The sequence below is a fragment of the Sphingobacterium puteale genome (genome assembly GCF_003627955.1).
GTDB lineage: Bacteria > Bacteroidota > Bacteroidia > Sphingobacteriales > Sphingobacteriaceae > Sphingobacterium > Sphingobacterium puteale.
Genome location: NZ_RBWS01000020.1, coordinates 49,404 through 70,449, shown reverse-complemented (window position 1 = coordinate 70,449; position 21,046 = coordinate 49,404). Strand labels below are relative to the sequence as shown.

Genomic DNA, 21,046 nt, shown 5'->3' with positions numbered 1-21,046 from the left:
TAGGTAAGGTAAGGTAAGGTAAGGTAAGGTAAGGTAAGGTAAGGTAAGGTAAGGTAAGGTAAGGTAAGGTAAGGTAAGGTAAGGTAAGGTAAGGTAAGGTAAGGAGCAAATAAAAGCAGCTCTCCATAGGAGAGCTGCTTTTTTATCTTGTACTAAATAATAAACTTATTCAGCTACTACTTCGAAAGGAACTTGAACTTTAACTTCTTTGTGTAAGTTTAAGTTAGCGATATATTCACCTAATTCTTTAGGTTCAACTTCGAATGTAATACGACGACGATCTACGTCAAAACCTTTTGCTTTCAATGCATCAGCAATCTGGATGCTATTTACTTTACCGAAGATTTTACCAGATTCACCTGCTTTAGCGCCGATTGAAAGTTTTACAGCTTCCAATTTACCAGCTAATTCAGTTGCGTCTTTTTTGATTTTATCTTGTTTGAACTGAGCTTGTTTGATGTTCTCAGCTAAAACTTTCTTTGCAGATTCAGTCGCTTGAATAGCAAATCCTTGAGGGATTAAGTAGTTACGACCGAAACCTGGTTTTACATTAACGATATCGTTTTGCTCACCTAAGCCTTTGATATCTTGTTTTAAAATTACTTCCATTTTCTATCGTCCTCCTTATTTAATTGCATCAGCTAAGTAAGGTAACAAACCGATGTGACGAGCACGTTTAACAGCTTGAGCTACTTTACGTTGAAATTTCAAAGATGTACCAGTTAAACGACGAGGTAAGATTTTACCTTGATCATTCACAAATTTCATCAAGAAGTTAGCATCTTTATAATCGATATATTTGATACCATTCTTTTTGAAACGACAGTATTTTTTACGGTTGTCCTCTACTTTAGGAGCAGTTACGTATTGGATATTTTCGTTAGCCATTAGTTTGCGCCCTCCTCAGTTTTAGTTTCAGCTTTTTTGTTGAATGCACCGCTACGTTTTTTCTCGTTGTAAGCTCTAGCATGTTTGTCTAAACTTACAGTCAAGAAACGCATAATGCGCTCATCACGTTTGTATTCAACCTCTAATTTGTTGATTAATTCACCTGGAGCCTTGAATTCAGTTAAGTGATAAAATCCAGTAGATTTTTTCTGGATTGGATACGCTAATTTTTTCAAACCCCAATTGTCTTCAGCGACAATCTCGGCTCCGCCTTCTGTTAAGATGTTTTTGAATTTTGCGATTACTTCTTTCGCAGCATCTTCAGAAAGCAACGGGGTAAGAACGATTACAGATTCGTACTGTTGCATTGTGTTAATTAATTTTGTTATTTAAAATTCCACTTTTGTGGAAGTGCAAAGGTAGGTATTATATTGTTATGTTGCAATCCTTTGAAGCAAAAAAGTTTAGATCCTTTGGGAATCTAAACTTTTCTCCGCTGAACACAGTTGCTGCTAGTTCAATTTCTTCAGTTCTTCTTTTATAGCCACCTGTACTTTCTCGGTGACAGGTACTAGAGGAAGACGTAAAACATCTTTTCCTATCCCCAGTTCTTGAAGGATATATTTCACCCCCGCTGGGTTTCCCTCAATAAAACATAAGTCTGTGATCTTGAGTAAGCCATTGTGTATTGGTCTGGCCTCGTTATATTTTCCCTCAGCACATAATTTGGCCAATGTGGCTACCTTTTTTGGTAAAGCGTTTCCAATCACCGAAATAATACCCGCCGCACCGAGCGCCATCATCGGTAAGGTTACCGGATCGTCGCCGGAAATCAATAAAAAATCTGTCGGTTTGTCCCGCAAGATTTCGCTGAATTGGGCAAAATTGCCGGAAGCTTCTTTTATCGCAACAATATTTGAAAAATCATTGGCCAGGCGCAAGGTTGTCTGTGCGGTCATATTACTGCCCGTACGCCCCGGTACATTATATAATATAACCGGCAATGGAGAAACTTGTGCGATAGCTTTATAATGTTGGTAAATTCCCTCCTGTGTTGGTTTATTATAATAAGGTGATACAGATAAAATAGCACAGAAACCGGTCGGATCAAATGCTTTGATCTGTTCTATAATCTCTGCCGTATTGTTGCCGCCTATACCCGCCACCAAAGGAAGTCTACCGTTCACGCGCTTGACAGTGAAATCCCAGATACGCTTTCGTTCTTCTTTAGTCAATGTGGCAACTTCTCCAGTTGTACCTAAAGAAACCAAATAATCCATACCCGCGTTAATCTGCAAGTCAATGAGTTGACCCAATGCCTCGAAATCAACAGATTCATCTGAGTTGAAAGGAGTGACCAATGCTACTCCTGCGCCGTGAAGCTCGTTCATCTTGTTTTTGTATTTATATAAATTTAATTAAAAAATCCTATTTGGAATGAATAAGGTCTAATAGATCTTGCTCATTAATCATCGGGATGCCCAGTTTCTCTGCCTTCGCTAATTTGGAAGGGCCCATTTTATCTCCTGCCACCAGATAATTCAATTTTGCAGAAATGGAGGAGAGCATTTTCCCCCCGTTGCTCTCGATTAATTCCGCTAGCTGTTCTCTGGAATAATCTGCAAATACACCTGAAATCAAGAACGTTTTTCCGCTGAGATTTTCACTGGCCAGAATAATTTCCCTTTCTTCAATTTCCAGCTTTAAGCCATAATTTCTTAAGCTAATGATCTGTTGCTGATGGATGGGATTGTCTAAATATTCTTTGACACTTTCGGCAATACGACGGCCAATATCCTGAACCCCTTCAATTTCTTCTGTAGAAGCTTGTGCGAGAGCGTCAATATTTTTGAAATGCTGCGCCAATTTTTTTGCGATAGTTTCACCGACATGACGTATGCCTAAAGAAAACAGCACTTTTTCAAACGGTTTTTCTTTGGATTTTTCAATACCGGCAAGCATGTTATCTATGGATTTCTGGCCAAAACGGTCCAGTTGTTGTAGGGCTTCCTGATGATCCTTTAAGCCATAGATGTCAACAATGTTATGCAATAGTCCCTTTTTGAAGAAAGTCTCAACCGTCTCGTCGCCCATACCCTCGATATCCATCATTTTACGTCCGATAAAATGCTGCATTTTACCAACAATTTGCGGTGGACATCCGGTTTCATTGGGGCAGTAATGCACGGCTTCGCCTTCTTGTCTAATTAATGTTGTGCCACATTCCGGACAGCTGTTCGGGTAAATGAAAGCTGTTGTATCCGGTAATCTTTTTTCAAGGTTGACTCCAATGATTTTAGGAATAATTTCGCCTCCTTTTTCTACATAGACAGTATCGCCCTGATGTAAATCTAAACGGGCAATTTCATTGGCGTTATGCAAAGAGGCGCGTTTGACCGTCGTTCCCGCCAACAGGACAGGTTGGAGATTTGCTACAGGTGTGACTGCGCCGGTACGCCCTACTTGGTAGCTAATGGTATTGAGTGTTGTCTCAACACGTTCCGCTTTGAATTTATAGGATATAGCCCATCTCGGATTCTTCGCCGTAAAACCTAAATCTTCCTGTTGGGCATAATCATTCACTTTGATAACGATACCGTCGATTTCATAGCCGAGATTATGTCGTTCGGTGTCCCAATAGTCAATGAATTCAAAGACATCTGCCAGTAAATTACACTTTTTTGTGTGTTCACAGACATGAAATCCCCAGCTTTTTACATGTTCTAAGCTATTCCAGTGATCATGAAATAGGTTGGTTCTATTGTCGCAGTATAAAAAGTACAGAAAACAATCTAAGGGTCTTTTGGCTACCTCTGCAGAATCCTGAAGTTTTATTGTGCCCGAAGCAAAATTGCGTGGATTGGCATAAGTTTGTTCCGCGTTCTCTTCGCGTTCTTTATTCAGGCGAAGGAATGCAGATTTGTGCATAAATATCTCTCCCCGGATTTCAAACTGGCTAGGATAGTCACCCTCTTTGAGTCTGATCGGAATGGATCGAATCGTTTTGATATTGTTTGTCACCACATCACCTTGAGTTCCATCCCCACGGGTAACTGCTTTTTTGAGCAGTCCATTTTCATATGTTAAGCTTATGGAAAGCCCGTCGAATTTTAATTCACAAACATACTCAAACTGATCACCAATGATCTTTCGGATCCGTTGATCAAAATCAAAAAGTTCCTCTTGGCTGTAAGTATTGCCCAATGAAAGCATGGGCCAACGATGTTTCTCTGTTTTGAATTTGGAGGTGATGTCTCCTCCTACGCGTTGTGTAGGAGAGTTAGGATCAGCGAACTCTGGATATTGACGTTCCAGTGCTTCGAGTTCCTTTAGCTTAAGATCGAAGTCATAATCTGAAATAAGACTATCTGCCAATACATAGTATTGATAGTTATAATGATTGAGTTCTGCTGTTAAGTCTTTTATCTTTTTTTCAATATCCATCACCGACATGTTGCAAAATTACAAATAAAAAGTACGTTTAAATAAAATAAATAAAGAATCTTATTGATAAGGGTGCCTTATTTTTAAAATGCGTTTTTGTGCATTTTATGTTTGGGGGGCTTAATACCCTATTTAAAATCTTTCGGATTTAATTGCGAAAATTTATGTTTATTATTCGCGTAAAAATCAATAATGACAGAACTATTATACAGCCCTTTCTGATTTTCTGTCGCCCGGTATTTCTTTCGTTTTCTAGCATTTTTGAAAATATTCAGGAGGAAATACTGATGGGCACGACTAATCGCCCAGGCATCTTTCGGCTTTCGGTCAATGAGAAATTTCATCAATGCGGCAAAATCAAACCATAGGCGCAGGAAAATTATCCAAATTGCCTTACCCAAAGGTAGATTCTTTTGCAACATAACCAGATTATTCCTAAAATTCAAATAGGTCTTCTTGGGGTTACTAGCATTTAATGTGCCACCACCGACATGGTAAACGACAGATGTCGGGCAGTAGCCAATAGCATAGCCCATTTTTTTTAACCGCCAGCACAGATCAATTTCCTCCATATGGGCAAAAAAATCCTCATCTAAACCGTTTGCTTCTTTCCAGGCTTTTTCCCGAATAAAAAGTGCAGCTCCCGATGCCCAAAAAATTTCAGATTCCTGATCATATTGACCATGGTCTTCCTCAACTTCATGCAAAATTCTTCCTCTACAGAATGGGAAGCCCAAATAGTCCATATAACCTCCGGCTGCACCGGCATGCTCAAATTTCTCTTTACTGTGGAAGGAGAGGATCTTTGGCTGGGCGGCCGCAATATTCGGATTGCTTTCCATATAAGCAACAACCGGTTCTATCCAGTTTTGAGATACTTCCACATCTGAATTCAGCAAGATATAATAATCTGCATCTACACGTTCCAGGACCTTGTTATAACCTCCGGCAAAACCATAATTCTTGTCGTTTTCAAGAATGGTGATGGTCGGGTAGTACTGTTTGACAAACAGTATAGAATCATCATCGGATGCGTTGTCACCGATGACGAACTCAATATTTGGATAAGAACTGTTGTAGACGGAAGGCAAGAATTTCTCCAGGAAGAAACGGCCATTCCAATTGAGTATGACAACAGCTACTCTTGGTAATTTACTCATTTTCTGCGTTTCCTTTTCCAGCGATTATGTGACCACAGCCAATATTCGGGATTTTCACGAATAAGTTGCTCCGCAAATCGGTTGTGTAAGTCGGTTATTTCATGTTCAGTATATTCGGAAGGGTCTTCTACCAAAGTAACAAACTTACAGAAGTATTGTCCTCTTTTTTTCTTCCGGCCAATATAACAAAATACGACCGGGGCCTTGCTTATTCTTGATAGCCGCTCAGCGCCTGTGTAGACCAATGTTTCTTGATTCAGCCAATTAATAAAATAGTCGGAATCAGAATACATGGGCGTCTGGTCAGCGACCAGTATACTAATGTTAGGCTGGCCTTTTAATTTGACGATATGTCTAAGAATCTGTTTCATTGGAACCATTTCAGCGCCAAAGCGCCCCCGCATGGTATTATATACCGTATCGATATCTTTGTTATTTAGCGGCTTATAAACTATCAGGGTCGGGAAATCAGTAATCAGGCTCAAGCGATGAATTCCAAGTTCCCAATTGGCATAATGTGAGGTGACTCCAATTACATTTTTTCCGGCAGCGAGATGACGGATTAATTCTTCCTCATTATCCAAAGTCATTTTTTTTCTGACCTCACCAGCGGTAATTGTTTTTAATTTGATGGATTCTATAAGTAAGTCCGGAAAAAAGCGATAGAATTTTTTTGCGATTGCTATTCGTTCGGCATCGCTCTTTTCAGGAAAAGCATTTTCTAAATTTTGAAATACAATATTCTTTCTATATCCAATAATGTAATAAAGAATATAATATAACCCATCGGAAATCAAATATAGAAACCAATAGGGGAAAAGAGAGATGATATAGATTAATGCGCTTAACGCTTTTTGTTTCATGCTATAGCTAAAATTCCCAGTAGTATTTTACAAATATCCTTAATTTAAGTTATTTTTGCGTCACTTATAACAAAAATCATCAGTTTTTATGGAATCGCAGTTATTACTTTCAGCATGTTATCTTCCGCCGATATCTTATTTTCATACCATACAGGAGCATAATCTTCCGCTAGTGATCGAAAAATACGAACATTTTCAAAAACAAAGCTATCGCACACGGGCCCGTATTGCTTCTGCCAATGGGGTACAGGATCTAATCGTTCCGATCCAACATGGCAACAAAGATCGGGTTCCGATGAAAGATATCCGGATCAGTTATGAATTTGACTGGCAACGTTTACATTGGCTGAGTATTCAGACAGCCTACAGAAGCTCTGCGTATTTTGAATATTATGAAGATGATTTTAGTCATTTTTATCACGAAAAATTTGATTACCTGTTGGACTTTAATGTGGCGCAACTTGAACTCATACTCAAGTCAATTAAGCTACGACGAACACTTGCCTTTACAGAGGAATATCGCATAAATGATTCGGCAATAATTGACTATCGCGAAGTGATCCATCCAAAAAAGGAAAGCATTTTGGACGCTCCCAAAGAATATTATCAGGTTTTCCAGGACAAAAACGGTTTTTATCCGGATTTGAGTATTATTGATCTTTTGTTTAATCAGGGACCACAATCCAAAAGCTATCTCTAAAATATTTTTGAGGGCTTGAACATTATGCGTTTAATATTGTTCTTATTCAGTATTAAACGCTTTTAAATGAAAAGATTTCTTCTTGCTTTTATTGTTCTTTTGTTGCTGAGCATGAATACCTATGCTCAGGGCGGTGTTGACACGATTCATTACCGAAAAGTTTATTATTGGGGTACAACTGGAATGGGGTTCCCCATAGGCAAGACCAAAGATATACTTTCCCCAAAATTTTCAGGTAGCATTGGTTTGGATATCTCTCTCAAAAACTCGATGTTTTTTGTTTCCCCGACATTGTATACATTGTCATTCAAATACAAGCAACTTCTGCCTGATCCCGATTTTGCCTATCGTATCGAAGATGCAAATACGAACTTCTATACCTTTGCTTTTTCAGGTGGCGTGCGCAAACAGATGCGCAGGTTGAATGTTTACGGTTTCCTGGGACCGGGAGTGGGATTGACCAGTGAGCCTCGTGCGAATGTGCTCACCGAACAGAAACTCGTTAAGATGGAAAATAAAAATCATTTTAATCTGTCGAGTAAATTAGGTGCTGGAGCTGATTATAAATTTAACGGCTTTTTTCTTGGCTTGGAATTGGGGTATCTGCATAATTTTAGAAAAATACAGCATACACCCGTCAATATTTTTACCGTAATGATCGGCCTGAAATCAGATATCACACAAATTGGTGATAGAGTCATTGATGTGATTGGCATAGATGGTTCCATTAGCGGGAAAAAAGAGAAAAAATAGTAGGGTTATTTTGATATCTGGATTGTATCGCCGATATGGGCCTCAGCATCGGGGCCCATTTTCTTTACTTTTTCTGTTTGTTCAATGGCAACGGCAAATGCAGAAGGGACAATACCTGCACCAAATTTGATCGCATAAAATTTGGTAAATTCTGCTCCAAAGTAAAGTATCGCGGCTGAATAATAGATCCACAATAACATGATGATGATCGAACCAGCTGCACCGTAAAAACTTGCCGTGGAAGAAAGATTGAGATAAAGCGAGATGCCGTAGCGGCCCAACATAAAAAGAAGGCCGGTGAAAATCGCTCCGCCGAGCATATCACGGAATTTGACCTTAGCATCGGGCAGAAACGAAAAGATAAATCCAAACAGGATCACTATGACAGAAAACGTAATACCGGTATTTACCCAAGATATCAGTGCAATCGGAATAATGGGGAAATAGGTCATAACCAAGTTGGTGACCGCGACTATAACTCCATTTATCATCAATGAAGCAATTAACAAGAAGCCTAAAGCAATTACGATGGAAAAGGAAATTAGTCTATTGATGATTAATTTTAGCCAGCCTTTCTTAGGCTTAGGCTTCACTTTCCAGATATTGTTTATTGAATCTTGAATATCCACAAACAAAGTTGTGGAGGAAATGACCAAGGTAACAATACCGATTGTGATCCCCATATTGGATTTATTTTCAAAAGTAATTTTCTGAAGATAGGACTGAATCTGCGTGGTCACATCTTGCCCAAAAAGTACCATGACCTCTTCGAGTACCTGATCCTGTGCAGAAGAACCACTTTCAAGATGTTCTCCATAAAAGAAACCGATACACCAAATGACGATCATCAGCAGCGGACCTATGGAAAAGACTGTATAATAAGCCAGTGATGCACTTTTCTTCATGCATTTGTCATCGTTGAATCCATTGAAGGCGTCAATCATGACTCGCCAAATATTTTTCCAGTATCCGAATGTAAATAGATCTTTTAGTGTAACGTGCTTCATAATAAGATTAACAGCTCCAATAATCGTGCAAATTGTTATTCTTGATTCTGCTCTATATACAATTTGTCGATCGCGGCTTCATTCTCTTTTAAAATAACTTTTCGTTTCAAACTTAATTTTGGGGTCAGCTGGCCCTCATTTATTGTCCATTCTTTTGGTAGGAGAACGAATTTCTTGACAATCTCCCAATGGCCAAAGTTACTTGATAATCGGTTTATCTCGTCTTGATATTTTTGAATAACTTCAGGATTTTTGATGATTTCTTCATTGGAATTACTGGATATTCCTTTTTGAGCGGCCCATTTTGAAAGGACATCAAAGGCGGGAACGATCAGTGCGCTCGGGAATTTTTTGTTTTCACCGATCACCATGACCTGTCCGATCATAGTGGATTCCATTAATTTATTTTCGATAGACTGGGGAGCAATGTATTTTCCGCCCGCAGTTTTAAACATCTCCTTCTTCCGGTCCGTGATTTTTAGGAAACCATCCGGAGTAATTTCGCCGATATCTCCGGTTTTGAAGAATCCATTTTCATCGAAAGCTTCTTTCGTGGCCTCCTCATTTTGATAATATCCGGTAGTAATACTAGGACCTTTCACAAGAATCTCACCATCTGAAGCGATTTTTACGTCAAGGTTTTTAAGCGGCTTTCCAACTGTTCCAAATTTTAACCCATTTGGTAAATAGGAGTTTACGGCAATAACTGGCGAAGTTTCTGTTAGGCCATAGCCTTCAAGTACCTTCAGGTCAGCTGCCCAAAATATGCGTGCTAAGCGCTCTTGAAGCGCTGCTCCACCGGATACGATAATCTTAATATTGCCGCCTAAGGCTTCTTGCCATTTAGAAAAAATGAGTTTGCGGGCAATACCTAGTTTCAAATTATAGAATAGTCCATTTTTACCCGGCTCCTGAAATTTTAGCCCCAAGTCCACGGCCCAGAAGAACAACTTCTTTTTAATTCCGGTGAGCGCTTTGCCTTTTTCAATAATCTTGTCATAGACCTTTTCCAGTACGCGCGGTACCGTGGTAAAGACGTCTGGTTTTACATCATTGATATCGGCAACCACATTATCCAAGGTTTCTGAAAAGTAAATTTGGATACCTTTCGAGTAGTACATATACACCACCATGCGCTCAAAAATATGGCATAGCGGAAGAAAGCTAAGTGCGGTTTTAAAATCCTCCCGTATCAAATAATTACAGGCCATGACATTGCTGTATACGTTTTTATGCGAGAGGTACACCCCTTTTGGACGTCCTGTAGTTCCTGAAGTATAAATTAAGGTCAACAGGTCATCCTCCGTGACGCTATCGCGATGGGCGGATAGATCAGTGGTTTCATCTACTGCACTGGCTATTAATTCGTTTAGAGGGGTATGATTTTCAATCTGGTCAAAGGTATACACCTGTGGCTGTATGCCATGTTCTTTGATTGCTTGCCCAATACGTGCAGTCAATTCTTTATTGCTTACAAATAGTACTTTGACATCCGAATCGTTGACGATGAATGACAGGTCCTGTGCCGACAAAGTAGGATAGAGGGGTACAGTTGCAAGTCCTATTTGATTGCAGGCAAAATCAACCAAATTCCATTCAGGCCTATTCCCGGACATTATTCCCACACGGTCCCCCTTCTTCAGGTCCAACTTTAGTAGTGCCCTACTCAAAGTGTCAATTGCTGCTATATATTCTTTGGTGGAATACGTTTTCCAGCTGCCACTGGCATCTCGGCCTGCCACCATAATGTCCTTTGCGTATTTTTCTTTATATAAGGTTATAAAGTCAAAAATTCTGCCCATATCACTTGAGTTTATTTGGTTACCACTATTGACTTAAATATAAAAAAAATATCAGAAATAAAGTTGTTGATATTGGGATTAATGTCATAACAAATTAAACATTGTGTCGTTATAGCTGTAATTGTTACTTTTGGTATATATAAAGAAGCATATAACGCGTTCAATTTTTATGAGAAAAATATTTTTGGCTGTCGGTGGAATGCTGATGTTTGGTGCATTGTCCAATAAAGCTGTAGCTCAGTTGGATAATAGAGGCGCTATTGGAGGGCGATTTGGTTCTGCTCAAGGAATTACTTACCGTCATACGCTTAATTCGAATCACGCTTTGGAAGGTATTATGAGTATTCAGAGCAATTCCAATTATCGACGATTTCGTGTCGTTGGATTATACGAGATTTACAAACCTTTGACAGCAGGTCTAAATTGGTACTATGGCTTTGGTGGAAGTATCGGTTCTTACAAAGAAAAGGATAAAATTATAGCGGGGCAGCGCTATTCGTTTGACTCCCATCTTAATTTAAGTATAGACGGTATCGTGGGGATTGAATATAATATTCCTCAGGCTCCATTTCAGATTTCCCTGGATGTAAAACCCTATTTTGACTTTTTGAATGAGTCGAGCATCAAAGTGTTCGATCCGATTGGTTTTTCGGTGAGATATAAGTTCTAAATAAACAGCCCCGGCAAAAATATATTTTTGCCGGGGCTGTTTAAATGATTGCCGGTGACTAAAGTGTCATGATGTGTAATCGTCTCCGGAATAGTCCCGTCAGGCCATCCAGATTTTTCCCAGCAGCTCCTGTAAGAAAGTCTGGTCTTTTAGCTGGCGGATCTCATAGATTTTCTTGTTGTTCTTCCTGATTTGGACCGGTATTTCCCGCACGATCCCATCTCTTGCAATAAGGAAATTCAATAGGTCGCCGTCAGCAGCATGCTGTGTAATGAAATCCATCTCCTTGTCTTTTACATCTAATCTGACATTATTTATTGCAATCAATTCATCTTTCACGCTCAATCCCGCATCATAGGCGCCAGTTCCTTTTTCAACTGTCGCGATGCTGATCAGTCCATCTATTTTGTTGGTCGTGATGCCCAACGTTAAGGCATCCTTATCTTTGTTGCTGTCTACAATTTCATAGCCCACCAAATTGAAGTAGGCATTGTAATCGAGTTCACCGTCCTGGTGGGCTGCCTGGAATATGTCATCCAGTGAAGTGCCGGCAATACGTTCCGCAAGGTTCTGGAATTCGTTTTCTTCAAATCCACGGTTGAGGTTTAAGAAAAACTCTTCGTAAGCCGCCCGGATGATATCATCCAATTTTATTTTTCCATCTGTAGCTGCGATGACTTTGATGTCCAGTAATGCTGTAAGCATTGCTCCTTTATTATAATAGGAGATGGAGGAATTGATTGCATTTTCATCCGGCCTATAATATTTGATCCAAGTGTCAAAACTCGATGCTGCCGCGGATTGTATTTCATGCCCGGGACGGTTCAGGACAATATTGAAATCATTTGCCAATAATGTCAGGTATTCCTTTTCATCGTAGAATCCACAGCGTTTAATGATTAAATTGTCGTAATATGAGGTGAAACCTTCCATGATCCACAAGCCCGTGGTATAGTTCTCTCTATCATAGTCAAACGGTCCCAGTGCTTTAGGGCGAAGTCGCTTTACATTCCATAAATGAAAATATTCATGGGCAACGAGACTCAGGTATGTTTTGTAGCTATTTTCATTTCGGTAGGCATTTCTCGACGCACCCAATACCGTGGAGTTGAGGTGTTCAAGCCCCCCGCCACCAGACTGATAATTGTGGGTGATGATGACGTAACGTTTATTGGGATTTGATCCCCAGATACGGGTTTCTTCTTCCACAATACGTGTAATGTCTTTTGTAAGGCGTTCTTTATCATAGGATCCACCGCCTACCATGGCACACTCGTGTTCTACTCCCGCAGCCTGAAACTTCCAGATGTCCTGATTTCCTACTTCAATCGGACTATCATATAAAACATCAAAATTAGGTGCATGAAAAGTATGTTGTGTCAGTCGTTCCAGTCCCGTTGATATACTTTTCCAAGTCTCTTTTGGCACGATAACAATTCGCGAAGGAATGTTGATATAATCGTCAATATGTAGAAATGTGGCTGTTGGAACTATAAATGCGTGGTCGCTGTCAAAAAAATTCGTGCGGACAGAAACTTCAAAGCCATATACGGCATAGCTTATATGCAGCTGATCCAGTGCATTTGTTGTAACACGCCAGGTATTTTTTGAAATTTTGCAGAAGGGAACGGGATTTCCATCAGTATCAACAGGTTTAAATCGCTCTACATTTTTTGCATATTCACGAATTAAATAGGAGCCTGGCGACCAAACTGGCATTTTGAGATCAACATAAGGCTGATTGAGTTTTTTTATGCTCATATTTACGTTAATGTAATGAGCCTGTACTTCTGGAAAAGATACCTCAAAGTTTATTATGGGTATATTTAAATGGTCACTATCCATGAAAGATGATTTTAGTATGCGCTTACAAAATTAAAATTATCTTATGCTTAAATCAAAACAAAAAAATGTTTTATTGGTTCTTCAATAGTTCATTAAATCCGTCAGACTTTAATTGATTTAAAAAGTTTCATTAGATTGTAAAGATATCACATAAAAAATCCAAGATACGTATTTTCTTTAAGAACCGTCGTTTCAGTTTGGACGTAATTTTCGTATATTTGATACACTAGTTTATCAGGGGAAAATAATCAAGAATTTGTATGATCTTAGTTGTTGATAGTGGCTCGTCAAAGTCAGATTGGAAATTGGAATTGCCCGACAGCGCACCTATTTCGTTCAGTACAAATGGACTCAATCCTTTTTTCGTTAACGAAAAAGAAATTACACGGGTTATTAAAGAGATACCCGAAATAATACCTTATGCGGATGAGGTTACGGAGCTTTATTTTTTTGGAGCTGGCTGCATTACCCCAGATCGCCGTGAAATGGTTTCAAATGCCTTGACTCCCTTGTTCGAAAATGCCTATATCGCTGTTGAGAATGATCTTTTCGGATGTGCGCTGGCAACCTGTGGCAATAAAAAAGGATATGTTGCCACGCTTGGCACAGGATCGGACCTGAGTTTTTTTGATGGCGAAGAGTTGATGCCTTCGCATAACGGCAACGGTTATGTGTTGGGAGATGAAGGCTCTGGGGCCTATTTTGGGAAAAAGCTTCTTCGTTTATTTCTTTACGGGCGTATGCCGAAAGATCTGAACGAGAAATTTGCGGTCAAATACCGCATTAATAAAGAGATTGTTATAAAAAACGTGTACCAGAAAGAACGACCAAATGCTTTTTTAGCATCTTTTGCGCCTTTCATGTCTGATAATATTACCCATCCATTTATCATCGACCTGGTAAAAGGAGGTTTTGAAGAGTTCGTTCAGGCATCTATTTTAACTTATGCTGATTACAATCAGTATGAGTGTCACTTTGTGGGGTCAATTGCTTACAGTTTTGATTTATTATTACGAGAAGTGTGTGAAACGCATCAGATTAAGGTCGGAACAATCCTCAAGTCCCCTATAAATGAATTGTTCAATGCAGTATTGGAAAGAGAGAGTAACTCATTGTTGAGTCTTTAAACAAAAAAAATATGATTATAGCAACTATTATGGTGTATATGTCAATGTTATTTGGCAATCCCGAAATTTATAATTTCACTTTTAAGACCCTGGATGGGCAGGAAGTGAAAATGTCCGATTTCAAAGGCAAGAAAATCTTGATCGTCAATACAGCGTCTAAATGCGGTTTTACGAAACAGTATAAAGACCTGGAAGAACTACACAAGACCTTTGGCGATAAATTGGTGATCATTGGTTTTCCAGCGAATAACTTTGGACAACAGGAGCCGGGTTCCAACACCGAGATTCAAGAATTTTGTGAGCAGAATTATGGTGTGGATTTTTTAATGGCAGAAAAGGTAGATGTGAAAGGTGATCAGATTTCGCCATTATTTAAATATTTGATCACACAAAACAATCCGGATTTTACCGGCGATATCAAATGGAACTTTGAAAAATTCCTGATTGATGAAAATGGTCAATTGGTACACCGCTTTCGATCAGCAACCAATCCATTGGATCCGGCAATTGTAAACTGGGTTGAGAATAAAAAATAAATCAATCCATACGCTCAACGATACGATACCCCCAAAAAGTCGAATACTATTTGGGGGTATTTTTATGCGTTGTTATGGAAGTTGCTATCCATTTAATTGTTTTCTTTCCTGCTTGAGGCAGACAGTCAGACTTTGTCCTTAGACTTCAGCCTATTTTATAAAGCTATCATATAGGGCTTGGATACAGTCTTTGAGCAAAGGATTGAAATTATCGCTATCTGGCAAGTTGCAACCGTTGGTGATCACTACGAATCCATATTTTTTTGTGGGATTAAAAAATAGCGCACTGTATAATCCATAGGCAGATCCCGTATGCCCCGTTAGGGTGAGGCCGGGAATAATGCTGCTTTCGTTCATGATCGCGAGACCATAACCAGATTGCTTGTTAACCGCCGTTTGCATGATCTTTGCATATTTTTTATCCATTATTTTTTTCCCTTTGGTCGTACCATAGTTCATGTGCATGAGCATGTATTTTGCGAGATCGAGTGCTGATATTTTCATACCACCAGTGGGAGAGAGTATCGGAGTCGTATAGCCCAGGTGATAAGTTGCAAGTTCATCGCGTCTTGGAGCATAGGCATTTGCTTCTTCTATAAAATTAGCTTTTTCATCGAATGAGTATAAAGGGACTAATCTTGAATGATCCAGTGAGTCAACACAATATCCACCATAAAGCTGCAATGGCTTGAGAATGTTTTTGGAGATATAGTTATCAAAACGCATCTGTGTCAGTTTCTCCAATACGGCTCCCGCCATATTAAAATTTAGATTACAATACTGATATCGGCTGCCCGGGGCATAACTGTTGTATGAATCTTTCCAGTTCGGATTTTTGGACGGGTTGATCACATCCAGGTTAAAATAACCGTTTTTATCATTCATACTGGAAGTGTGGGAAAGTACCATCCGCAGGGTGATTTTTACCTCAGGGTAGTTTGGATTTCTAATCGGGAAACCGATTAGATCCCCGAAATCATCATCTAAAGAACAGAGGCCCTGTTTTAAGAGTTGCATAAAAGCCGTGGCGGTAAATGACTTTGATATGGAAGCTATCCGGAAGATGTCGTTTTCCTGTAATGGGGTTTTGTCTTTTATATTTTTGTAACCATAGTTTTTATGAAAGTCAATCTGGTTGTTTTTGACGAGTACGACACTCAATCCTATCGCTTGATAGCGCTGCATAATGGCCTGCAATTTCTGGTCAATTTCTGATGCCCGCTGTCCGAACAATAGTACGGGGAGCAACAGTGTTAATGGAAGAAGGGAAATGATGGTTTTTTTCATTGTTTGAATCGGGACAAACCAGTCCTTTTTTTAATATGCTTTATTAAATTTAAGGTATTCCTTTTGAATACATTGAATGAACTCTCCGAGCGCACTGTTCTTACTTTTTATATTGGAAACCAAAATAACTTCTGTTTTGCTATCTATATCATCGAGTTTCATAATTTTTAATTTCAGATGGGGATACTGTTTTATCGTAGATGCTGGTACTACAGCTAATCCTAAGCCTTGTGATACCAATTCGAGGATCGAAGACATGGAATTGCTCTGGTGCACAATCTTGGGTTCAAATCCCATGCGATTACAAGTATTGATTGTTAAGCGATGGTATTCAGAGGCGTATTTTTGGTTGAAGGAGATGAAATTCTCGTTGAAAAAATTGATATCCTTGAAGTCTACTGCTGTGGATCCCACAATGACCATTGGGTCTTCGAACAGCGGTGTGATCAGGAGCTCGCTAGCGTATATGGGCGCACGCATAATTCCGAGATCCAATTTTCCGTTTTCTAACGCTGCTTTTTGTTTTTGTGTAGATGTCTCAAATAGGCTGACCCGTAGATAGGGGAATTTTTGCTGAATCTGTTTCAATACTGTTGCCAACATCTGTTTTGGTGTGGAACTGATATAACCTAATTTAAATTCCCCTGAGATATTGTTATGGATCTGTTTTGTGATTGTTTTGCTATGCTCTAAATTTTGAAGGATTTCGATGACCTCTTCCAAAAAGTATTTACCGGCTTCGGTCAGTTCCACCCTTTTGTTTGTTCTGAAGAAGAGAATAACACCAAGCTCATCTTCAAGATCTTTGATCTGTCTACTGAGCGGTGGTTGGGACATAAATAAACGCTCGGCTGCTCTTCCGAAGTGAAGCTCCTCGGCTACTGTTTTGAAATAAATAAGATGTCTGATTTCCATTGATACTTTTTTGGTATGAATCGATGACAAAATAAATATTTTTAATGAATTCGAGTTAACACTACCTTTAAATAATTAAAATTTATATATCCTATCTTATCGGAAAAAGCCCGACATGCTTTTCAAAACGATCCGGATACGATGTAGTCATTGAAAGACAACAGAGCATAGTCAGCTCGTAAATAAATATATTACTATGAATAAAGCAACATTACAGGAGATTGAAACGCGATTTGACAAGGATGTTGAACGGTTTGCTAATTTAGAGACGGGGCAGGCGACGACATTGGATGCCGTGTGGAATATGGAACTTATAACGGATGCAATTTCATCCCTTTACCCGGGGCTCGAGCAGGTATTGGATATTGGCTGCGGTGCAGGTAACTATGATGTCAAATTATTGCAAAAAGTCAGTTCCAATCCAGATGTTACCTTAGTTGATCTGAGTTTACCGATGTTAGAACGTGCTAAAGAACGTGTCGGAGCACTTACCAGTGGACGGGTGCATCAGGTGAAAAGCGATTTTCGACAGGCTGATCTGTCCGAGGGAAAATATGATGTAATAATTGCGACGGCGGTATTACATCATCTACGGGACGATCAGGATTGGGAGACTGCATTCCAGAAACTTTTTAGATTACTCAAAAGTGGTGGTAGTGTATGGATTTTCGATCTAATCGAACAAAATAGTGCGTCTCTCCAGCAGCTGATCTATCGCGAAAAATATGGAGCCTACTTAACGAATTTGCAAAATGAAGCATATCGCGATCATGTCTTTGCCTATATCGAACATGAGGACACACCGAGGCCGTTGGTATATCAGCTTGAGCTATTGGCAAAAGTCGGATTTAAAAATATAGATGTATTGCATAAAAATTTGTGTTTTGCCTCTTTCGTCGCATTCAAATAGGATCCGCAATTGTTGCTGTCGTTGCTGAGGTTTTAGCAGGTGTAGAGATCTCTAAAAAAGAAATGAGAGTGAGTCCCTGACCGTGCTCTCCGGATGTGTAAATACTCTAAATAAAGGCGACAGAGACAGCGCGTAATAAGACAAAAAATAAGGCGATACGGGGAGTATCGCCATAAAATCACACTAACTATTAAAAAACCTATAGGACTAGGAATTTACAAATTCAATAAACCAATGTCTGTTTGATATCGCTTTTCTCTTCACTCATCTCGTCTTACGAGATATCAAAAAAATAATAAAATGTAATTATTAAGGTCAATACTTTAAAAAAACAAAGTATTTCCATTGGTTTACGTAAAGATATGTGTTTATTTTTTAAATACAAATAAAATTGACGAAAATTAAAAAAAATCTTATCATCTCAGCGTTTTCAAAAATTCTGTCCAGGCAATTTGATCCGTTTTAAATGTTAGATCTGCTATCCTAAGCACATGGACAGGAACCCATCGGAAAGACTGACGCTTATTGTCTTCCACTTTCTCGTTCGGATCAAAGTCAAATGCCTTGGTGGTTGTTCTGATCTGAATGGCCGAAGTATTTTTGACCTGATAATAAATTGATATGATCTGGCTATCATTGAAACTTGATTTCTCGTAAAAATCAGTTGTGTAGATATGTTTTATGACGTTAATGTCAAATGCGCACTCTTCTTGGTATTCTCTGATTAGGGCCTCTAATAGCCCCTCTCCATATTCTAATCCTCCGCCCGGAAATTTAGTAAATGAAACATTTTCCGTCCTTTCGTCACTGATCAGCACTTCTTCTTTCTCGTTGATCAATATTCCGTATACTCTTACGTTAAATGGAAACATTATTTATTCGCTGTTTATATAATCAAATTTTTTCTTTTACAATGGCATAAAGCCATTCTCAATCGCAAATTCATCCAATCCGATATAGGAATAATGTCTGGGCAGGAACCAGCCGATTGCTTCCATGATATCCGTGAATTCTTTTTCTGTCCTAAATTGATTGGCAACGATATTAAAGACCAGATCTTGGGACACTTTTTCTTCGTCTTTATAGTTACGTGCAATAAGCATAATTTTGGCGTTCTTTACACCATAATAATCCAAAAACTCGCGAAGTTGTGTCCGGACGTGACGCGGTAGGATGGTTTCCGATGGTTGACCAACTAATATTTCTTCATCTTTACTAATGGTGGTCTGTTCATTTTTTTGTGAAAAAATGCTCCGGTCAGTATAAAACTCGTCATTCAAGAAATAATTAACCAAATCTCCATAAGTAAAGATCCAATCCGGGTTTCCATTTTGTGTATTGATGGCGATACCAAAACCTTTCGGCAATACAAAATCCTTCAAGCGGTTTTTGATGACGAAAGCCTGGAAATTTTGGTCCTTGGGCACACTTTCCAACTGAAAATAAGGAAATCCGTCCGGGCCGATCACAACTTCAGTTTCAGCAAGCTTTAGGGTGCATTCTGCTATGTTGTTTAAGAAAGTATCGCGCCATAATTCATCCCGCTCGTCAAAAGGAACCTCCATCAGATTATTCATGATGATGGTTTTTTCGAGATCCCCCAGGCGATTGTCGTTCGCATTATTACTATCGTCAAATAAATGTATTGTACTCATCTTGGACTGTGATTTTGTTAATTGCAGGTAAAAGTAAAAGAATAATTATAATTTAACGACGTTTTCTCGATTTTGATTGGCCTTTTCGGGTATTGCTTTGACTGCTGGACAGCATTTTTTCCCAACTCAATAAAAATGGATGCTGATCGTCAATCTGTATCTGTTTGTTTAGTGCTAATTGTAGCTTTATCCATTTCTGATTGTCTTCTGCGTCGCAGAGTGTGATAGCCATGCCGTCAGCCTGAGAACGGCCTGTTCTTCCGATACGATGTGTGTATGTTTCAGGGGAGTCTGGTACTTCATAATTAATAATAGCTTCAAGATTTGGGAAATCTATGCCTCTTGCTAATAAATCCGTCGCTATTAATACCCTGTTTTCACTGCTTCTAAATTTACTAACGATATCCTCCCGTTGCTGTTGCGACTTATCGCCATATAGAGCGAGAGCCGAAATGCCATTTCGCTGAAGGTCTGTGACAATTCGTTCGGCAGCATGGACGGTACGTGTGAAAATAAGCACTTGTGAATTTATCCTGTTTTCAAGCAGATGTCGGATGAGATTTTTCTTGTCATTTTTATCAACGTACATCACATATTCGTGTATTTTTCCTTTTTTAAGTTGATTTTCTACGACGATTTCGATTGGATTTTTGAGTCTTTTCTGAACGATCTTATCCATTTCAGCTGTGCGAGTTGCCGATACGAAAATAGACTGTCTTTCCGTAGGAAGTGCCTGCATAATTTTATTGATTTCTAGTGCGAAACCCAGATCGAGCAGTTGATCAAATTCATCAATGACCAGGGTGTTTATCGATTTCAGATTAATAACCTGTTGTTCCAGAAAGTCAAGCAGTCTGCCTGGAGTAGCCAGGATCAGGTGAGCGTTAGGGTAGTCCGCAAGTTGGCTTTCGTAAGTTCCGCCACCATAAAAGCATGCGATACCGAGGCTGGTACCTTCAATCAGCTTAGCGATTCTATCTTTCGTTTGGATGCAGAGTTCACGTGTTGGAAGCAGAATAAGGACGGAGGCATGTTCCCTTTGACCCTTTTCTAATAAATGTTGAACGAGCGGAATGGCGAAAGCTTCGGTTTTTCCGGTGCCCGTAGGGGCAATCGCCAGACAATCTTTGCCATCCAATAGGGCAGGGATAACTCGTTCCTGGACAGCTGTTAGTACCGAGAGCTTCTGTTTTTCAATGTTCGAAAAAAGAAGCTTATTGAGTTGAAGTGCTGAAAAATTCACAGTAAAAAAATAAAATTAAAAAGAAGATCTATCGCAATCTCATGTTTACTATCTGTTGAGAGAAAAGAAAGTATAATTTCTGATCCCTATCGCTAGACTTTAATCCTTATGTATAATAATTAAAAATCTACAAAAATTAGGAATTTTTCTCAAAAAGTACTAATTTGAGAAATTAGAATATTCTATTTCAAATACGAACCATTGATTGTCAATTTATTTGACAAACACCAATTATATAGAA

21 protein-coding genes are annotated in these 21,046 nt (G+C 39.1%); 6 read left to right on the top strand and 15 right to left on the bottom strand.

Annotated features, from left to right (window positions below):
• Positions 1-165: 165 nt before the first annotated feature.
• The 7 genes from rplI to D7322_RS22585 all read right to left on the bottom strand — a co-directional run bounded on the left by rplI (position 166) and on the right by D7322_RS22585 (position 6,355).
• Positions 166-609, bottom strand: coding sequence for a 50S ribosomal protein L9 (rplI, locus tag D7322_RS22615; protein ID WP_121126477.1), 444 nt, complete (start codon positions 607-609; stop codon positions 166-168).
• A 15-nt stretch (positions 610-624) separates the two neighbouring features.
• Positions 625-888: a 30S ribosomal protein S18 gene (gene rpsR, locus D7322_RS22610; RefSeq protein WP_028071347.1), complete on the bottom strand. Its 264-nt coding sequence runs from the start codon at positions 886-888 to the stop codon at positions 625-627.
• Positions 888-1,256, bottom strand: coding sequence for a 30S ribosomal protein S6 (gene rpsF / locus D7322_RS22605; RefSeq protein ID WP_104385828.1), 369 nt, complete (start codon positions 1,254-1,256; stop codon positions 888-890). Before rpsF ends, rpsR begins: the two co-directional genes overlap by 1 nt.
• A 144-nt stretch (positions 1,257-1,400) precedes the next feature.
• Entirely contained in the window at positions 1,401-2,279 is an 879-nt protein-coding gene (gene dapA / locus D7322_RS22600) for a 4-hydroxy-tetrahydrodipicolinate synthase (protein ID WP_121126476.1), read from the bottom strand.
• Between the two features lie 37 nt (positions 2,280-2,316).
• Entirely contained in the window at positions 2,317-4,341 is a 2,025-nt protein-coding gene (ligA, locus tag D7322_RS22595) for an NAD-dependent DNA ligase LigA (RefSeq protein WP_121126475.1), read from the bottom strand.
• Positions 4,342-4,460: 119 nt separating this feature from the next.
• Positions 4,461-5,492: a glycosyltransferase family 2 protein gene (locus tag D7322_RS22590; RefSeq protein WP_121126474.1), complete on the bottom strand. Its 1,032-nt coding sequence runs from the start codon at positions 5,490-5,492 to the stop codon at positions 4,461-4,463.
• The gene (locus D7322_RS22585) at positions 5,489-6,355 is read right to left on the bottom strand and encodes a lysophospholipid acyltransferase family protein (protein ID WP_121126473.1); all 867 of its coding nucleotides are present in this window, start codon (positions 6,353-6,355) and stop codon (positions 5,489-5,491) included. The genes D7322_RS22590 and D7322_RS22585 overlap by 4 nt, the downstream gene beginning before the upstream one ends.
• A gap of 88 nt (positions 6,356-6,443) precedes the next feature.
• Here D7322_RS22585 and D7322_RS22580 point away from each other — a divergent pair, with 88 nt between their 5' ends.
• Together D7322_RS22580 and D7322_RS22575 are read left to right on the top strand one after the other, a co-directional pair.
• Positions 6,444-7,055: a WbqC family protein gene (locus D7322_RS22580; protein WP_121126472.1), complete on the top strand. Its 612-nt coding sequence runs from the start codon at positions 6,444-6,446 to the stop codon at positions 7,053-7,055.
• 66 nt (positions 7,056-7,121) lie between these two features.
• Positions 7,122-7,808 carry a hypothetical protein gene (locus D7322_RS22575; protein WP_121126471.1) on the top strand — a complete coding sequence of 229 codons (687 nt, stop codon included), beginning with the start codon at positions 7,122-7,124 and terminating at the stop codon, positions 7,806-7,808.
• Positions 7,809-7,813: 5 nt separating this feature from the next.
• Here D7322_RS22575 and D7322_RS22570 read toward each other — a convergent pair whose 3' ends face one another.
• Together D7322_RS22570 and D7322_RS22565 are read right to left on the bottom strand one after the other, a co-directional pair.
• Positions 7,814-8,815 (bottom strand): YihY/virulence factor BrkB family protein, encoded by a 1,002-nt coding sequence (locus D7322_RS22570; protein ID WP_121126470.1) that lies wholly within the window; start codon positions 8,813-8,815, stop codon positions 7,814-7,816.
• A gap of 35 nt (positions 8,816-8,850) precedes the next feature.
• A complete protein-coding gene (locus D7322_RS22565; RefSeq protein WP_121126469.1) occupies positions 8,851-10,617 on the bottom strand; it encodes an AMP-dependent synthetase/ligase in 1,767 nt (588 codons plus the stop codon).
• A gap of 169 nt (positions 10,618-10,786) precedes the next feature.
• Between D7322_RS22565 and D7322_RS22560 the strand changes: the two genes are divergently transcribed.
• Complete coding sequence (locus D7322_RS22560) at positions 10,787-11,287, top strand: hypothetical protein (protein WP_121126468.1); 501 nt, start codon at positions 10,787-10,789, stop codon at positions 11,285-11,287.
• 99 nt (positions 11,288-11,386) lie between these two features.
• On the opposite strand, the gene D7322_RS22555 is transcribed toward D7322_RS22560, so the two are convergent.
• Positions 11,387-13,132 carry a M61 family metallopeptidase gene (locus tag D7322_RS22555; RefSeq protein WP_121126467.1) on the bottom strand — a complete coding sequence of 582 codons (1,746 nt, stop codon included), beginning with the start codon at positions 13,130-13,132 and terminating at the stop codon, positions 11,387-11,389.
• A gap of 260 nt (positions 13,133-13,392) precedes the next feature.
• On the opposite strand from D7322_RS22555, the gene D7322_RS22550 reads away from it, so the two are divergent.
• Both D7322_RS22550 and D7322_RS22545 read left to right on the top strand, forming a co-directional pair.
• A complete protein-coding gene (locus tag D7322_RS22550) occupies positions 13,393-14,259 on the top strand; it encodes an N-acetylglucosamine kinase (RefSeq protein ID WP_108636951.1) in 867 nt (288 codons plus the stop codon).
• An 11-nt stretch (positions 14,260-14,270) separates the two neighbouring features.
• Entirely contained in the window at positions 14,271-14,795 is a 525-nt protein-coding gene (locus D7322_RS22545) for a glutathione peroxidase (RefSeq protein WP_121126466.1), read from the top strand.
• A gap of 150 nt (positions 14,796-14,945) precedes the next feature.
• Here D7322_RS22545 and D7322_RS22540 read toward each other — a convergent pair whose 3' ends face one another.
• Both D7322_RS22540 and D7322_RS22535 read right to left on the bottom strand, forming a co-directional pair.
• Positions 14,946-16,082 carry a serine hydrolase domain-containing protein gene (locus D7322_RS22540; RefSeq protein ID WP_121126465.1) on the bottom strand — a complete coding sequence of 379 codons (1,137 nt, stop codon included), beginning with the start codon at positions 16,080-16,082 and terminating at the stop codon, positions 14,946-14,948.
• Between the two features lie 30 nt (positions 16,083-16,112).
• A complete protein-coding gene (locus D7322_RS22535) occupies positions 16,113-16,997 on the bottom strand; it encodes a LysR family transcriptional regulator (RefSeq protein ID WP_121126464.1) in 885 nt (294 codons plus the stop codon).
• A gap of 196 nt (positions 16,998-17,193) precedes the next feature.
• Here D7322_RS22535 and D7322_RS22530 point away from each other — a divergent pair, with 196 nt between their 5' ends.
• Positions 17,194-17,907: a class I SAM-dependent methyltransferase gene (locus D7322_RS22530; protein ID WP_121126463.1), complete on the top strand. Its 714-nt coding sequence runs from the start codon at positions 17,194-17,196 to the stop codon at positions 17,905-17,907.
• A gap of 416 nt (positions 17,908-18,323) precedes the next feature.
• Here D7322_RS22530 and D7322_RS22525 read toward each other — a convergent pair whose 3' ends face one another.
• The 3 genes from D7322_RS22525 to D7322_RS22515 are packed head-to-tail and all read right to left on the bottom strand — an operon-like array spanning position 18,324 to position 20,805.
• Positions 18,324-18,779, bottom strand: a complete 456-nt coding sequence (locus D7322_RS22525) for an NUDIX domain-containing protein (RefSeq protein ID WP_121126462.1) — start codon at positions 18,777-18,779, stop codon at positions 18,324-18,326.
• A gap of 36 nt (positions 18,780-18,815) precedes the next feature.
• Entirely contained in the window at positions 18,816-19,562 is a 747-nt protein-coding gene (locus tag D7322_RS22520) for a hypothetical protein (protein ID WP_121126461.1), read from the bottom strand.
• Between the two features lie 52 nt (positions 19,563-19,614).
• Positions 19,615-20,805, bottom strand: a complete 1,191-nt coding sequence (locus D7322_RS22515; protein WP_121126460.1) for a DEAD/DEAH box helicase — start codon at positions 20,803-20,805, stop codon at positions 19,615-19,617.
• Positions 20,806-21,046 lie beyond the last annotated feature (241 nt).

What these genes read in the sequence shown, in the direction of transcription:
- rplI (WP_121126477.1), bottom strand. Translation starts at nt 609, where the DNA reads ATGGAAGTAATTTTAAAACAAGATATCAAAGGCTTAGGTGAGCAAAAC.
- rpsR (WP_028071347.1), bottom strand. Translation starts at nt 888, where the DNA reads ATGGCTAACGAAAATATCCAATACGTAACTGCTCCTAAAGTAGAGGAC.
- rpsF (WP_104385828.1), bottom strand. Translation starts at nt 1,256, where the DNA reads ATGCAACAGTACGAATCTGTAATCGTTCTTACCCCGTTGCTTTCTGAA.
- dapA (WP_121126476.1), bottom strand. Translation starts at nt 2,279, where the DNA reads ATGAACGAGCTTCACGGCGCAGGAGTAGCATTGGTCACTCCTTTCAAC.
- ligA (WP_121126475.1), bottom strand. Translation starts at nt 4,341, where the DNA reads ATGTCGGTGATGGATATTGAAAAAAAGATAAAAGACTTAACAGCAGAA.
- D7322_RS22590 (WP_121126474.1), bottom strand. Translation starts at nt 5,492, where the DNA reads ATGAGTAAATTACCAAGAGTAGCTGTTGTCATACTCAATTGGAATGGC.
- D7322_RS22585 (WP_121126473.1), bottom strand. Translation starts at nt 6,355, where the DNA reads ATGAAACAAAAAGCGTTAAGCGCATTAATCTATATCATCTCTCTTTTC.
- D7322_RS22580 (WP_121126472.1), top strand. Translation starts at nt 6,444, where the DNA reads ATGGAATCGCAGTTATTACTTTCAGCATGTTATCTTCCGCCGATATCT.
- D7322_RS22575 (WP_121126471.1), top strand. Translation starts at nt 7,122, where the DNA reads ATGAAAAGATTTCTTCTTGCTTTTATTGTTCTTTTGTTGCTGAGCATG.
- D7322_RS22570 (WP_121126470.1), bottom strand. Translation starts at nt 8,815, where the DNA reads ATGAAGCACGTTACACTAAAAGATCTATTTACATTCGGATACTGGAAA.
- D7322_RS22565 (WP_121126469.1), bottom strand. Translation starts at nt 10,617, where the DNA reads ATGGGCAGAATTTTTGACTTTATAACCTTATATAAAGAAAAATACGCA.
- D7322_RS22560 (WP_121126468.1), top strand. Translation starts at nt 10,787, where the DNA reads ATGAGAAAAATATTTTTGGCTGTCGGTGGAATGCTGATGTTTGGTGCA.
- D7322_RS22555 (WP_121126467.1), bottom strand. Translation starts at nt 13,132, where the DNA reads ATGGATAGTGACCATTTAAATATACCCATAATAAACTTTGAGGTATCT.
- D7322_RS22550 (WP_108636951.1), top strand. Translation starts at nt 13,393, where the DNA reads ATGATCTTAGTTGTTGATAGTGGCTCGTCAAAGTCAGATTGGAAATTG.
- D7322_RS22545 (WP_121126466.1), top strand. Translation starts at nt 14,271, where the DNA reads ATGATTATAGCAACTATTATGGTGTATATGTCAATGTTATTTGGCAAT.
- D7322_RS22540 (WP_121126465.1), bottom strand. Translation starts at nt 16,082, where the DNA reads ATGAAAAAAACCATCATTTCCCTTCTTCCATTAACACTGTTGCTCCCC.
- D7322_RS22535 (WP_121126464.1), bottom strand. Translation starts at nt 16,997, where the DNA reads ATGGAAATCAGACATCTTATTTATTTCAAAACAGTAGCCGAGGAGCTT.
- D7322_RS22530 (WP_121126463.1), top strand. Translation starts at nt 17,194, where the DNA reads ATGAATAAAGCAACATTACAGGAGATTGAAACGCGATTTGACAAGGAT.
- D7322_RS22525 (WP_121126462.1), bottom strand. Translation starts at nt 18,779, where the DNA reads ATGTTTCCATTTAACGTAAGAGTATACGGAATATTGATCAACGAGAAA.
- D7322_RS22520 (WP_121126461.1), bottom strand. Translation starts at nt 19,562, where the DNA reads ATGAGTACAATACATTTATTTGACGATAGTAATAATGCGAACGACAAT.